The sequence below is a fragment of the Prevotella sp. P3-122 genome (genome assembly GCF_002251365.1).
In the GTDB taxonomy this organism is placed as follows: Bacteria; Bacteroidota; Bacteroidia; order Bacteroidales; family Bacteroidaceae; genus Prevotella.
Genome location: NZ_NPJH01000056.1, coordinates 1 through 13,078, shown reverse-complemented (window position 1 = coordinate 13,078; position 13,078 = coordinate 1). Strand labels below are relative to the sequence as shown.

Here is a 13,078-nt window from a genome sequence, read left to right as displayed (position 1 = left end):
TTATGTTTCTAACAATCTCCGTATTCGGGGAATGTTGGCTGCTACCGGCTTGCCAGTTCTTCAGCCACCGCCCTTGCCTCGGCATCAGTACGCAGGTAGGTGTCAAGGTCGGCCGACTTGTCCATGGGTACCGTCCTCATGGTCTGCTCAATGATGTCGGCAATGGCCGTGTACGGTATCTGGTCGCGGCGGAAAGCCTCGTTCACTATCTCGTTGGCTGCATTTAATATGCATGGCATGTTTCCGCCCATGCTGATAGCCTCGTAGGCCAGAGCAAGGCAACGGAACTTCTCCACGTCTGGCTCGAAGAACTCCAGCGGATGTCCGAAGAGGTTCAGCCTGTCGCCGTTGAGGTGTATGCGGTCGGGATAGGAGAATGCATACTGTATCGGAAGTCTCATGTCAGGAACTCCGAGCTGTGCCTTCACGCTGCCGTCGGCAAACTGCACGGCGCTATGCACCACCGACTGCGGGTGGATGAGCACCTGTATCTTTTCGGCTGGCACACCGAAGAGCCATTTTGCCTCCATAACCTCAAAGCCCTTGTTCATAAGGGTTGCCGAGTCGATGGTTATCTTCGCGCCCATATTCCATGTGGGGTGGCGCAGTGCATCGGCGGCCTTTACGTTGGCCAGCTTGTCGGCAGGGAGTGTGCGGAATGGGCCTCCCGAGCAGGTGAGCAGTATTTTCTCAATCTCGTTGTCGCCCTCGCCGGCAAGGCTTTGGAATATGGCGCTGTGCTCAGAGTCAACAGGCAATATGGGCACATGGTTCTCCATGGCCAGCCGGCAGATTAGCTCTCCGGCTACCACGAGAGTCTCTTTGTTGGCGAGGCATATCTTCTTTCTTGCCTTGATGGCGTGTATGGTTGGCTCCAGTCCCGAGAACCCAACCATGGCTGTGAGCACCATGTCGATGGGACCTGCCTCGACAATGTCGCACAGGGCGCGGGCTCCGGCATATACCTTCACGTCGGGCATGTCGGCCATCAGCTCGCACAGCTCACCGTAGCGTGCCTCGTTGGCGACAACTATGGCGGCAGGCTTGAATCGGTGAGCCTGGCGTGCCAACTCCTCAATGCGGTTGTTGGCCGTAAGGCAGTACACCTCGTAGAGGTCGGCATGCTGCTCTATAACGTCGAGAGCCTGAGTGCCTATGCTCCCGGTTGAGCCAAGTATGCATATTTGTTTTTTCATCGTTTGGTTGTTTTTTTGTTTTGTTACTCTACTATCGCAAGCTCGTAATCCTGCGCATCAGCGAAAAGCAGACAACTTGTCTTCATGTAAAGAGTGTCAAGACCTTAAACATAGCGGGTCAAATAGACAGCAATCCCTCCGGAAGGGACATAGCAATGGTTCTGCTATCCGTGTCTATATCAGCAATCAGTTCCGGATTTGCCGGGATGAGGCAGATGCCGCCGCCGTCGTCAGTTACCTCGAAGAGTACGTTCTCCGTAGACGTGTCTACAGAGCAGATAGCCCCCACCGTAGTTCCTGTGGTAGTGTCCTTGACAATGTAGCCTACCACCTCCGCCCACGACAACATGCCGTCATCGGTGCCTGCTGTCTCGCTTCGGGGGAAATAAACTCCGCAGCCAGTAAGCTCGCGAGCCTTCTCCTGAGAGTCTATGTTGCAGAACTTCACCAATACTGTCGTATCGCTCTTGAAGCGGTATTCCTCCATGAAGAATGGCACCAGTATTCCATCGATGTCAAGCAACAGGTACTCCGAGTCCGTGCGGTCGAAAATGTCGTCGTCAACGTACACCGTCACCTCTCCCCTCACACCATGGGCTTTGCCTATAGTGCCAATCTTGTAAACATCCTCACGTCTAATCATCCACTCTTCTTATTTTCGCTCCGAGCTTGTTCAACCTCTTTTCTATGTCCTCATATCCACGGTCAATCTGCGCGATGTTGGCAATCTTGCTTGTGCCGTTTGCGCTGAGGGCGGCTATGAGCAGTGCTATACCGGCACGGATGTCAGGACTCGTCATGCGTCCTGCCCTTAGCTGAAGGGCGTGGTCGTGTCCAACTACTACCGCCCGGTGCGGGTCGCAGAGTATTATCTGTGCCCTCATGTCAATGAGCTTATCGACAAAGAACAGGCGGCTCTCGAACATTTTCTGATGGAACAGTACGGAGCCTTTGGCCTGGGTGGCTACGACGAGGAGTACCGACAGCAGGTCGGGGGTCAGTCCAGGCCATGGGGCATCAGAGAGGGTCATAATAGTTCCGTCAATGAAAGAGTCTACCACATAGTGTTCCTGCCTGGGTATTACCAGGTCGTCACCCTCAACATCCACCCTCACGCCTAACCGTCTGAATGCCTCGGGTATGATGCCCAGGTTCTTTACAGAGACGTTTTTAATGCGGATGCCGTCACCAACCATTGCCGCCATGCCAATGAACGAACCTACCTCTATCATGTCGGGCAGGATGCGGTGGGTGGCGCCGTGCAGGCTTTCTACGCCCACAATGGTTATGAGGTTTGAAGCTATGCCACTAATGTTTGCTCCCATGTGATTGAGCATGTGGCACAGCTGCTGTATGTATGGCTCGCAGGCAGCATTGTAAATGGTTGTCGTGCCCTTGGCCGTAACGGCAGCCATGATGATGTTGGCCGTTCCAGTCACCGAAGCCTCGTCAAGCAGCATGTAGCATCCCTGGAGCCCGCTGTCAGACTTTATCTGATATACATCCCGTTCCTCATCATGGCAGAATGTCGCTCCGAGATACTTGAAGCCCAGGAAGTGTGTGTCGAGCCTGCGACGTCCGATCTTGTCGCCGCCGGGCTTGGCCACGGTTGCCTTGTTGAAGCGTCCGAGCAGCGGGCCAATCATAAGTACGCTTCCACGCAGCGCTGCGCACTTGCGCACAAACTCATGACTGTCCAGATAGTCAAGGTTCAGCTCGTCGGCCTGGAAGGTGTAGTCATTGCGCGAGTGGCGTGTAATCTTCACGCCAATCTCCGCAAGCAGGCTGATGAGATTGTTCACGTCCAGGATGTCTGGGATATTGCTTATCCTCACCGGGTCTGTGGTGAGCAGCGTCGCGCATATCACTTCCAGTGCCTCGTTCTTTGCGCCCTGGGGTTCTATTTCTCCCGACAGGCGGTGGCCGCCCTCAATAACGAATGCTTCCATAGGCCGTTATCTTCTTTTTTTCTTTGTCGTGGTCTTGATGTCGTCTGCTACAACCTTCGAGAATACGAATGTCGACAGGTCGAGCCTTATCTTGCCGTTGGTAAAGTGCTCAAGGTCGGCGGCAACCTTCTCGTTGTCGCACGAGCCGTGGCTCCACTGCACGAGGTCACGCTTCATCTGGTTCGCCGTTAGCCTCACCAGCTCGTCGCGCTCGTCGCCAGGCTCCATGTCGCGCAGTTTCTCGCAGGCATCCATTACCAGCTTGCCGTAGTGACGCACGCGTATGTCCGTCATGGGGTAGGGCAGCCGAGTTGGCTTGTCCGACATCTTGTGTGCCTGACTGACATCGTAGGGGTAGTCGATATCGAGTCTGAACCCGCTCATGATGGCGAGATGGTCCCACAGCTTTTGCTTGAAGTCTATGGAGTCCTTACCCTGTGGAAACATGCGGGCCATGGTGTTGATGATGGTCTCGGCACAGCGTTGCCTCATTTCCCGGTCAGGCAGTTCCACGGCATGGTCAACCATGAGCTGTATCTCCCTGCCATATTCTGGCAATACGAGCTTCTGGCGTGTGGTGTTGTAGTCTAATCCTTTGATGTTCATTGTATCTTTTGTTTCTTGTTGTCAAATTTGTGGTTTCGATGGTTTGGCTACGAAATCCTTAAGATAGAATGGGACGAAATACGCCACATCCTCAAAGCGTCCCTGCGCCATACGCTTCTCTGCCAAAGGGAACATGTTTCTGGCCAAAGGCTCAATGTCCTTTATCAGGTGTGCCGACGGATGGTTGATGGTCTCCATACATTTTGCGGCACCATTGCCAAAGAAGTATACAGGTCCCCTGTCGAGAAATTCCCTGTAGGTGTCAGCATCAACGATGTCTGCCTGTATGTGTCTCTGCTCCTTGAGGACACGGTCGAAAAGTTGTGCGTACACCTCCATGCGGCGTGCGTCTATCATAGGACACAACAAGGCATTCTCCTCGGCAGCTCTCTCTCCGAGCAGCACGGGCACACACAGCAGTTCCAGCGTAGGCACAGCCACCAGTTTGGCATCGCGTGCATAGCAGATGCCCTTGGCCATGGACACGCCTATCCGGAGACCTGTATATGAGCCTGGGCCGCAACTCACGGCTACTGCGTCGATGTGCATGTCACGGGCATCGGCATACGTCAGGGTCTCATCAACGAACACTCCGAGGCTCACAGAATGGTTGTGCCCAGTGCGGTCTTCGCGATTGAACACGCATTCGCCGTCAACACTCAGTGCCACGGAGCATATATCGGTACTTGTTTCTATGTTTAAAATGCAAGGCATAACAAATTATTATCTTAATAATCTGCAAAATTACTCTTTTTTCGCGCAAAATTATTACTTTTGCAGAAATTTAACGCATTTGCACACATGATACAATCAATGACGGGCTACGGCAAAGCTGTCGTAACCTACAGGGACAAGAAAATTAATGTTGAGATAAAGTCACTCAATAGCAAGGCCGTTGACATTTCTACACGTATAGCTCCAATCTACCGTGAGAAGGAACTTGAAATCAGACAAAGTGTCACAAAGGCTTTGGATAGAGGCAAGATAGACATCGCCATCTGGGTAGAAAAGGACAATGCGTCTGACGCTACTCCAATTAATGCCCAGCTTGTTGAGAATTATTACAAGCAGATCAAGGCCATTGCCGACAATGCCGGAATACCCTACCCGCAGGACTGGTTCGTTACTCTCATGCGTATGCCCGATGTCTTGCAGCGCACAGAGACCGAGGTGTTGGAACCCGAGGAGTGGGAGGCGGCAAGCCGGGCCATAGACAGTGCCCTCAAGGACATAATAGCCTACCGCAGGCAGGAGGGCGCAGCTTTGCAGAAGAAGTTCGGGGAGAAAGTAGACAATATCGAGTCGCTGCTCAATGAGATTGGACTGTTCGAGAAGACAAGGGTTGAGAAAATCAGGGCACGCATAACAGACGCTCTCTGCCAGATACCTAATGTCGAATACGACAAGAACAGGCTTGAGCAGGAACTGATATACTACATAGAGAAACTCGATATCAGCGAGGAGAAACAGCGCCTTGCCAACCATCTCGACTATTTCCGCACCACCATGCTTGAGGATGGTCCCATAGGAAAGAAACTTGGCTTTATAGCTCAGGAAATGGGACGTGAGATTAACACGACGGGCTCTAAGAGCAATATGGCCGAGATGCAGAACATCGTTGTAAAGATGAAGGACGAGCTGGAGCAAATCAAGGAGCAAGTACTCAACGCATTGTAGGAAGCCTCACCCCCGGCCCCTCCCCAAGAGGGAGGGGAGGTAATTACCTTATAACCTGAAACTTACTTTTAAGTATGAACGGAAAACTGATAATTTTCTCCGCACCAAGCGGAAGCGGCAAGAGCACACTTGTCAACTACCTGATGAACGAGCATCCGGAGCTGAAGCTCGCTTTTTCCATCAGCTGCACATCCAGAAGCCCAAGAGGAACGGAGCGCAACGGAGTGGAGTATTTCTTCCTTACTCCCGACGAGTTCCGCAGTAAGATTGCGGCAGGCGAATTCCTGGAATATGAGGAGGTTTATCACGACCGTTTCTATGGAACACTAAAGTCACAGGTGGAATGTCAGAGCCAGGCAGGACAGAACGTTGTCTTCGACGTTGATGTCAAGGGTGCCATAAATATCAAGCGCCATTATGGTGACCGTGCGCTGAGTGTCTTCGTGCAGCCGCCATCAGTAGAAGAGCTGCGCCGTCGCCTTAATGCCCGTGCCACCGATGCTCCAGAAGTTATCGAACAGAGGCTTGCCAAGGCGGAGTATGAGATGTCCTTTGCCAACCAGTTCGACCGTATAGTGGTAAACGACAATCTCGAACAGGCCAAGCGAGAGGTCCTCGACATCATCAGCAAGTTCGTCAATGCGTAGGATTGGTATATACGGAGGCTCCTTCAACCCTATACATACAGGGCATATCTCGCTGGCGCAGCACATTCTGAGTGCGGCACGGCTCGATGGTGTGTGGCTTGTCGTCTCGCCACAGAACCCCCTAAAGGCCGGCAACGGCAGCCTCATTGACGACGAGGTGCGCCTAAGGCTCGCCCGTAAGGCGCTTGAGGGAGTATCAGGGATAAGCGTTTCCGACTGCGAGTTCCACATGCCCCGCCCCTCATACATGTGGCACACTCTGCGCCATCTCTCCGAAACCAATCCTGATGTCTCCTTCACCCTGATTATCGGTGCAGACAACTGGCTCGACTTCGACCGATGGTACCGCTCGCGTGATATCATTGCAGCCTACAATGTCATCATCTTCCCAAGAGAGGGATACCCCGTTGATGCGACAAAGCTGCCCCAAGGAGTGTGCCTCGTCAATACTCCGCTCTTTCCAATCAGCAGCACGGAGATAAGACAGAAGGTGGCACGTGGCGAAAGCATCACAGGCCTCGTACCTGCTGCCATCGAGGAGGATGTGATGCACATCTATGGACATGTGGGGGCTGATGATGCCATAGAGTCATAGATAAAGCAAGTCGTGTGTGAAAAAACTGGCATTTGTTTGGTGCCTATCAATTGTTTTTTGTATATTTGCAGAAACAAAAAAACAATAATAGCTTATGAGACTATCTACTTTATTATTAGCTCTTGCTTTTTCGGCAGCTACGGCTTGTGCACAGAAATTTGTTGGTGGTGACATATCGCTTCTTCCTGAGTACGAGGAAGCCAAGGCCGCATATTTTGACCACTCAGGCTCGGCCATCGCCTCGCCGCTTGAGTTTTTCAAGGAAGAGGGTATGAATGCCATGCGTCTTAGGCTGTTCGTAAATCCCAGTCAGTATAGCGGCAGCGACAAGGACCCCAACGCCTGCCAGGACATAGAGTATGTGAAGCAGTTGGGAAAGCGCATCAAGGATGCTGGATTCAAGCTGATGCTCGATTTCCATTATTCCGACACGTGGGCAGACCCTGCCAAGCAGTGGACACCGGCCGAGTGGGTGGGGTTGAGCGACACAGAGCTGTACCAGAAGATTTATTCCTATACCAAGGACGCACTCACGCAGATGGTTAATGCGGGTGCCACTCCCGATTTCATCCAGCCAGGCAACGAGATAAGCTATGGCATGCTGTGGGGAGCCTATGGCACGGCAGAAGCCTCGCTCAAGAAATGCTATATCGGGAACTCTGCCAACTGGAACCGCTTCACCACCTTGCTCATCAATGCCGTAAAGGCATGCCGTGAGGTATGCCCGGAGGCCAGGATAGTTCTGCATACCGAGCGCGTGCAGCAGCCTGACGTACTGGCCAATTTCTATGCTCAGATGAAGAACGCCTCTGTCGATTATGACATCATTGGACTGAGCTACTATCCTTACTGGCATGGAGCTCTGACAGTGCTTGAGAATGCGCTTAGGAGGATGGAGAATGATTTTGCGGACAAGGATATAATGCTGGTAGAGACGGGATATCCATATGCCTGGGAGGTGCCTGGCAGCACATACAACTTCTCCTCGCTATACCCCTACAGCGACGATGGCCAGAAAGCATTCACGAAGGCGCTCATTGACATGCTCAACCAGCATCAGGCGGTAAAGGGACTGTTCTGGTGGTGGATGGAGTACAATGCCAAGAATACCAATCTGAGCGGATGGTACAACGCTCCGCTATTTGACAGCCGCACGGGATGCGCTACGGCAGCGATGGATGTTATGAGAGAGTTTGTCAGCGACCCGGCATCTGTACACGGAGTGACAGTGCCGGCAGACGAGGATGCCAACTGGTATACATTGTCGGGACAGAGAGTAGCCGCCCCATCGCAAAAGGGTGTGTATGTACATAAAGGAAAGAAAATACTACGTTATGCGAAGGACTAAGGGCGAAGTTTTGAGGGCTAAGGTCTAAGGTCTAAGGTCTAAGGTCTAAGGACGAAGGACTAAGGTTTGAGGTAATTATCGCGCTGTAAGCGCAAAAGCACATAGCCCAGGGTAGAGCGTAGCGACACCCTGGGTTGTTTCATGCAGGTGATGGTCGCCCTGTAAGCGCAAAAGCATAGATACCAGCAGGGGGCAGATACGCTTTTGCGCTTACAGCGCGCATTGATTAGAAACCACTTACACCCAGGGTGCCGCTACGCTCTACCCTGGGCTGTGCTCTTCTAGGCTCAGTAGAAATTTCCTTGGGTCTAAGTGCCCCGTAGGGTGAGTCTTTTCCCTTTTTCTCTTATCCAGAATAGGACAGACATTTCTGTGCCAGTTTAGCCCAACTCTCACGCAAAGCTTTGCATCCGTCCTCGCAAAGCTTTGCATTTGCCCACGCAAAGCTTTGCATCCGCCTACGCAACATCATTTGTCTTCATTTAGGAGTCCCATCCCATGTTTTTTCCACTGAGCCCCATTGTCCTTAGTCCTTAGCCCTTCGCCCCCAATAACTAAGAATAAAAGTTAAATTTTGGACTTCCCGTTACTTTTATGTAACTTGGGAGCAACTTCATCTAAATGTTTAGTTTATCTTTGCGGCAAACAAATTTAATTGCTGTAGATATGAAACAGACGAAGACTGAGCGCACGCTGACACGTGGCGAAATGGAGGTGATGAACATCCTGTGGAGCAGTGGCCGCAGCATGACAACCAATCAGGTGGTAGATTGTTTCCCTGAGCCTCGTCCCGCATATACCACCATTGCCACATTCCTGAAAATACTGTCAGCCAAGGGATTTGTAGGCCATACTCAGCAGAATGGCAGCAAGGCATTCTGCTTCTACCCTATGGTGTCGCGTGCGGTGTACACCCGTCAGGTAATGCAAGACATCAAGAACACCTTTTTTGGTGGGTCTGGCAAGTCGCTGATGAGTTTCTTCATTAAAGAGGAGAAGCTTAGTGACGAAGATATTACGGAATTAATAGAAATGATAAAGGAATAGCCCATGCTTGTCTACGCTCTTAAATCGGCCTTGTGCCTGTCGTTGTTCTATGTGCCATACATGTTGCTGTTGTGCAGGGAGTCCTTCTTTCGCTTCAACAGATTTCTACTGTTGGGCATAATGTTGTTGTCTGCCTTCCTCCCGTTGTTCGACATCCATCTCCTCTCTTGGGGATGCTTATCATTGGCAGACAATCTCACATCGGTAGTTGAGGTAGGAATGCCTGTTGCCGTAGAAGAGGCTGGAGGTGTGGAACCAGTTGCGGTAGCCACACATTCCACATGGTCGCTTGGGCTGTGGCTGTTAGTGGGTTATCTTGTTGGTGCCGTGGTAGTGTTGTTGTCAAAGGTTTACGGAGCCATTGGTGTATACTATGCCGTTACCCGTGGGGTGATATGGAAGGATAAACGTGATCAGGCTACAATCTACTGCCATGCCGGCGATGTCATTCCGTTCAGCGTGTTTGGAGCCATTGTAATAAACGAGGACGACTGGCAGACTAATTCACGTGAGATAATAACCCATGAGATGGGGCATGTGGTAAACCGCCACTCCTGGGATGTGGTGCTACTTAATGCTGTACAGGTGGTGCAGTGGTTTAATCCCCTTGCCTGGCACATGTCATTCAGCCTGCGTGATGTCCATGAATACGAGGCCGACGACTGCGTGTTGCGTAGTGGGGTGGCCATGCGGCAATATCAGACATTATTAATAAGAAAAGCTGTCGGCTCCAGTTCCTACGCTTTCGCCAACAGCTTTAATCACAGTTTAATCAAAAAACGTTTAACTATGATGTTACGAGAAAAATCTAATCCGTGGATGCTCAGCAAGTCGCTGTATGTCATCCCTGTGGCATTAGTAGCACTCAGTGCCTTTGCCACCAGTGAGAATGAGCTGATGTCCGACAATGGGTCAGCCGTAGTAGAATCCAGCAGCAAAGTTACAGATCTTTTGCGAGTTGAGCAAGAGAATTCTAAAAAAACAGCTTCTGCTGTCACCGAATCTCTTCCTGCCAAGCCCGATGCCGTTGATGCCGCCTCCCTAGATCAGACTGCCGCTCCTCTTCCCGATGGCGTTGACAAGGTGTTTGACGTAGTGGAAGTGATGCCTTCGTATGAGGGAGGAATGCCAGCGCTGATGACTTTCTTAGCTCAAAATGTACGTTATCCTAAAATTGCCCAATCCAATGGTGTCAGTGGACGTGTCATAGTGCAGTTTGTTGTTGAGAAGGATGGTCATGTAACGGACGTGCATGTAGCAAAGTCCAAAATTGACAAACCTGTGGCTCCCAAGACTGAAGAAAAAGCTGCTGATACTAATGACGGAAATGCGGGTGCCAGCACTGTTTCGGAGGAAGACTATGCCCAGTCTGTTAAGGCTCTTGAGGATGAGGCTGTGAGGGTTGTCAACCTGATGAGGTCATGGAAACCAGGCAAACAGAATGGAGCACCAGTACGCGTCAAGTTCTGTGTTCCCCTGACTTTCCGATTGAATTGAAATACAGAGGTTAATGGCTTACACCTATAACCCCTTAACTTGGAGAGAGGCTCTTGAATGCTTTGACATTCAAGAGCCTGACAGCACCTTCTTTCAGAAGGCCACCATCCTCTTCAAGGCGATAAACAGAAATAAACCTTTCGTTAGACGATGTACAACCTTAGCCTTCCTTCTGGCGTTGCTTCGCGCATAATGATACGAAGATGACTTCAAGTCAAATTGTGCACACGCATGTGCATAATCTCCAAATCACTGACACATAGGTAAAAACGACGATGTTCATTGAGACTGCGATATCTGAATCCCGAAGCGAATTCCAACGTAAGTTGCAGGGCAAGATTGGTGATTAGTTTAGTAGGGTGTCCAATTTGATGTGCAAAAATTGAATATCCTAATTCTGAAGCTCATGTCGGTAATTTTCGCGCTGTAAGCGCAAAAGCACATAGCCCAGGGCAAATGTAGCGTAGCGAAATGACACCCTGGGTTGTTTCATGTAGGTGATGGTCGCGCTGTAAGCGCAAAAGCATAGATACCAGCAGGACATATAACGCTTTTGCCCTTAGGGCGCATTGATTATAATCCTCTTATTCCCAGGGTGCCGCTACGCTCTACCCTGGGCTGTGCTCTTCTGGGCTCAGTAGAAATTTCCTTGGGTCTAAGTGCCCCGTAGGGTGAGTCTTTTTTCCCTTTTCTCTTATCCAGAATAGGACAGACATTTTTGTGCCAGTTTAGCCCAACTCTCACGCAAAGTTTTGCATCCGCCTACGCAAAGCTTTGTTCTTGGACTTCGGTCCTACCGACGAGATACTGAAAGATGCCCCACAGAACTTCATCTTTGGTGCCGACAACTCTGTACCTAACGATGTGGACCAGGAGAAACTCTGCAAAATAGTGGACTATATCCACACATGGCGGCAGACACACAATAAGTAAGCAGGCCTTGACGTTATATAGGCAGAATGAAACAAACGCTGATTTGGATTGGCGCCCTCATAGTGGGCGCCATCCTTGGATTATTGCAGGCTGACTGGCTGAACCAGCTGACGGATTATGTTGCCGTTGTCTATACACGGCTGTTTCAGCTGTTGGCGGTGCCTACCATCGTGTTGGCTGTCACCACTACACTGGCATCGTTCGGAAAAGGGCAGGGGACTGGCCGCATCTTCCGCCATACCGTTACCTACACGCTGCTGACGACTACTGTGGCGGCCGCGGTGGGACTGTTGCTGTATGTTCTGATAGCCCCAGGCAACTTGCCCTCCGATGCTGTCAATGTGGGACAAGAAGCTGTGGCCGATGCGCCACAGCTGTCGTATCGCAGTCACATCATCAGCCTGGTACCCAACAATATCGTGCGCCCTTTCCTCGATGGTAATGTGCTGTCACTGTTGCTGCTGGCAGCTGCTTTGGGCTTTGGCCTGTCAAGGATGCCTGAGTCTGACAACAAGACCGCAGTGGTGCGGCTGTTGTTGGGATTGCAGGAACTGCTGTTCATGCTCATCCGCGGACTCATCTGGACATTGCCTGTGGGCATCGTGGCCTTTGCCGCACAATTGTCGGCACAGCTTACGGCTGGTGTCGTGGCCGACTCACTGGGCAGGTATGTCGCAGTTGTGTTGGCTGGAAACGTGTTGCAGTTCTCGGTGGTGCTGCCGCTGTTCCTCTTGCTGCGAGGACTGAATCCTGTCCGTACGCTGGCAAAGATGATGCCCGCCGTGCTGATGGCATTGTTCTCGAAGAGCAGTGCCGCCACGCTGCCCGTTACCATACAGTGTGCCGAGGAGCGACTGAAGGCTGACCCGAAGGTGGCACGTTTCGTGCTGCCTATATGCACTACCATCAACATGAACGGATGTGCTGCCTTTATCCTGGTGACATCGCTGTTCGTGATGCAGCAGGGGGGTGTAGAGCTGACGTGGACCACCATGCTGACATGGCTGGTCATAAGCGTGCTGTCGGCCATTGGCAATGCCGGAGTACCTATGGGATGCTATTTCCTGACTCTCTCGCTAATGTCGGGCATAGATGCCTCCGTGGCTGTTTTGGGCATCATCCTACCTATCTATACCATTATTGACATGGTGGAGACCGCAGTTAACGTATGGTCTGACTCGTGTGTCTGTGCAATGACGGACAACGACCTGAAATGAATATGCCTTTGCAGACGGTATATATATAATAATGTATAGCCTCCCATCCTTCCGTTTTTTCGGTTGATTTAAGTCAAGAGCGTGTGAAAATATGCGTTTTTCTTAAAAAAGTTCGTGGAAAAGTTTGGCTGTTTCGTGGAAAAGCAGTACTTTTGCATCCGCTTTCGAGAACGATACCTTTGAGGTTCAGTTCCAGAATAGTTTATGGTAGAGCTGACTAGGTCGCTCTTCCGCAAAAGAAAGAGTTCTTTGAAAAGATTACATAGACAGAGAAGTAGTACAAGAAGCGAGTGCCGAGTCTTTCCGATTTTATTGGGAAGTATGAGGTACTTGGGTAAACGAACCGTTCTATTCTTTAGAGATTAG

General features: G+C 51.0%; 13 protein-coding genes. 8 read left to right on the top strand and 5 right to left on the bottom strand.

Annotated elements, in window-relative coordinates:
• Window positions 1-41 precede the first annotated feature (41 nt).
• The 5 genes from CIL02_RS10055 to tsaB form a co-directional block, all read right to left on the bottom strand.
• Window positions 42-1,196, bottom strand: coding sequence for a 1-deoxy-D-xylulose-5-phosphate reductoisomerase (locus tag CIL02_RS10055; protein WP_094401383.1), 1,155 nt, complete (start codon window positions 1,194-1,196; stop codon window positions 42-44).
• A 118-nt stretch (window positions 1,197-1,314) separates the two neighbouring features.
• On the bottom strand, window positions 1,315-1,839 hold the full coding sequence (rimM, locus tag CIL02_RS10050; protein WP_094401381.1) for a ribosome maturation factor RimM: 525 nt from the start codon (window positions 1,837-1,839) through the stop codon (window positions 1,315-1,317).
• Window positions 1,832-3,145 carry a UDP-N-acetylglucosamine 1-carboxyvinyltransferase gene (murA, locus tag CIL02_RS10045; RefSeq protein WP_094401379.1) on the bottom strand — a complete coding sequence of 438 codons (1,314 nt, stop codon included), beginning with the start codon at window positions 3,143-3,145 and terminating at the stop codon, window positions 1,832-1,834. The genes rimM and murA overlap by 8 nt, the downstream gene beginning before the upstream one ends.
• Window positions 3,146-3,151: 6 nt before the next feature.
• Window positions 3,152-3,751, bottom strand: coding sequence for a DUF4290 domain-containing protein (locus CIL02_RS10040; protein WP_094401377.1), 600 nt, complete (start codon window positions 3,749-3,751; stop codon window positions 3,152-3,154).
• Between the two features lie 21 nt (window positions 3,752-3,772).
• A complete protein-coding gene (gene tsaB / locus CIL02_RS10035) occupies window positions 3,773-4,465 on the bottom strand; it encodes a tRNA (adenosine(37)-N6)-threonylcarbamoyltransferase complex dimerization subunit type 1 TsaB (protein WP_094401375.1) in 693 nt (230 codons plus the stop codon).
• Between the two features lie 87 nt (window positions 4,466-4,552).
• Between tsaB and CIL02_RS10030 the strand changes: the two genes are divergently transcribed.
• From CIL02_RS10030 to CIL02_RS09995, 8 genes are all read left to right on the top strand, one after another.
• Entirely contained in the window at window positions 4,553-5,428 is an 876-nt protein-coding gene (locus CIL02_RS10030; protein ID WP_094401373.1) for a YicC/YloC family endoribonuclease, read from the top strand.
• 74 nt (window positions 5,429-5,502) lie between these two features.
• A complete protein-coding gene (gene gmk / locus CIL02_RS10025) occupies window positions 5,503-6,075 on the top strand; it encodes a guanylate kinase (RefSeq protein WP_094401371.1) in 573 nt (190 codons plus the stop codon).
• On the top strand, window positions 6,068-6,670 hold the full coding sequence (gene nadD / locus CIL02_RS10020) for a nicotinate (nicotinamide) nucleotide adenylyltransferase (RefSeq protein WP_094401369.1): 603 nt from the start codon (window positions 6,068-6,070) through the stop codon (window positions 6,668-6,670). Before gmk ends, nadD begins: the two co-directional genes overlap by 8 nt.
• A gap of 94 nt (window positions 6,671-6,764) precedes the next feature.
• Window positions 6,765-8,018, top strand: coding sequence for a glycosyl hydrolase 53 family protein (locus CIL02_RS10015; RefSeq protein ID WP_094401367.1), 1,254 nt, complete (start codon window positions 6,765-6,767; stop codon window positions 8,016-8,018).
• A gap of 666 nt (window positions 8,019-8,684) precedes the next feature.
• A complete protein-coding gene (locus tag CIL02_RS10010) occupies window positions 8,685-9,065 on the top strand; it encodes a BlaI/MecI/CopY family transcriptional regulator (RefSeq protein ID WP_094401365.1) in 381 nt (126 codons plus the stop codon).
• Between the two features lie 3 nt (window positions 9,066-9,068).
• Window positions 9,069-10,562: a M56 family metallopeptidase gene (locus CIL02_RS10005; RefSeq protein WP_094401363.1), complete on the top strand. Its 1,494-nt coding sequence runs from the start codon at window positions 9,069-9,071 to the stop codon at window positions 10,560-10,562.
• Between the two features lie 774 nt (window positions 10,563-11,336).
• Window positions 11,337-11,495, top strand: a complete 159-nt coding sequence (locus CIL02_RS16365; protein WP_170935068.1) for a hypothetical protein — start codon at window positions 11,337-11,339, stop codon at window positions 11,493-11,495.
• A gap of 26 nt (window positions 11,496-11,521) precedes the next feature.
• Window positions 11,522-12,712: a dicarboxylate/amino acid:cation symporter gene (locus tag CIL02_RS09995; RefSeq protein ID WP_094401358.1), complete on the top strand. Its 1,191-nt coding sequence runs from the start codon at window positions 11,522-11,524 to the stop codon at window positions 12,710-12,712.
• The last annotated feature ends 366 nt before the right edge of the window (window positions 12,713-13,078 follow it).

Coding starts and splice junctions, on each gene's coding strand:
- CIL02_RS10055 (WP_094401383.1), bottom strand. CDS start 1,196: ATGAAAAAACAAATATGCATACTTGGCTCAACCGGGAGCATAGGCACT.
- CIL02_RS10010 (WP_094401365.1), top strand. CDS start 8,685: ATGAAACAGACGAAGACTGAGCGCACGCTGACACGTGGCGAAATGGAG.
- CIL02_RS09995 (WP_094401358.1), top strand. CDS start 11,522: ATGAAACAAACGCTGATTTGGATTGGCGCCCTCATAGTGGGCGCCATC.
- CIL02_RS10030 (WP_094401373.1), top strand. CDS start 4,553: ATGATACAATCAATGACGGGCTACGGCAAAGCTGTCGTAACCTACAGG.
- CIL02_RS10015 (WP_094401367.1), top strand. CDS start 6,765: ATGAGACTATCTACTTTATTATTAGCTCTTGCTTTTTCGGCAGCTACG.
- nadD (WP_094401369.1), top strand. CDS start 6,068: ATGCGTAGGATTGGTATATACGGAGGCTCCTTCAACCCTATACATACA.
- murA (WP_094401379.1), bottom strand. CDS start 3,145: ATGGAAGCATTCGTTATTGAGGGCGGCCACCGCCTGTCGGGAGAAATA.
- rimM (WP_094401381.1), bottom strand. CDS start 1,839: ATGATTAGACGTGAGGATGTTTACAAGATTGGCACTATAGGCAAAGCC.
- tsaB (WP_094401375.1), bottom strand. CDS start 4,465: ATGCCTTGCATTTTAAACATAGAAACAAGTACCGATATATGCTCCGTG.
- gmk (WP_094401371.1), top strand. CDS start 5,503: ATGAACGGAAAACTGATAATTTTCTCCGCACCAAGCGGAAGCGGCAAG.
- CIL02_RS10005 (WP_094401363.1), top strand. CDS start 9,069: ATGCTTGTCTACGCTCTTAAATCGGCCTTGTGCCTGTCGTTGTTCTAT.
- CIL02_RS10040 (WP_094401377.1), bottom strand. CDS start 3,751: ATGAACATCAAAGGATTAGACTACAACACCACACGCCAGAAGCTCGTA.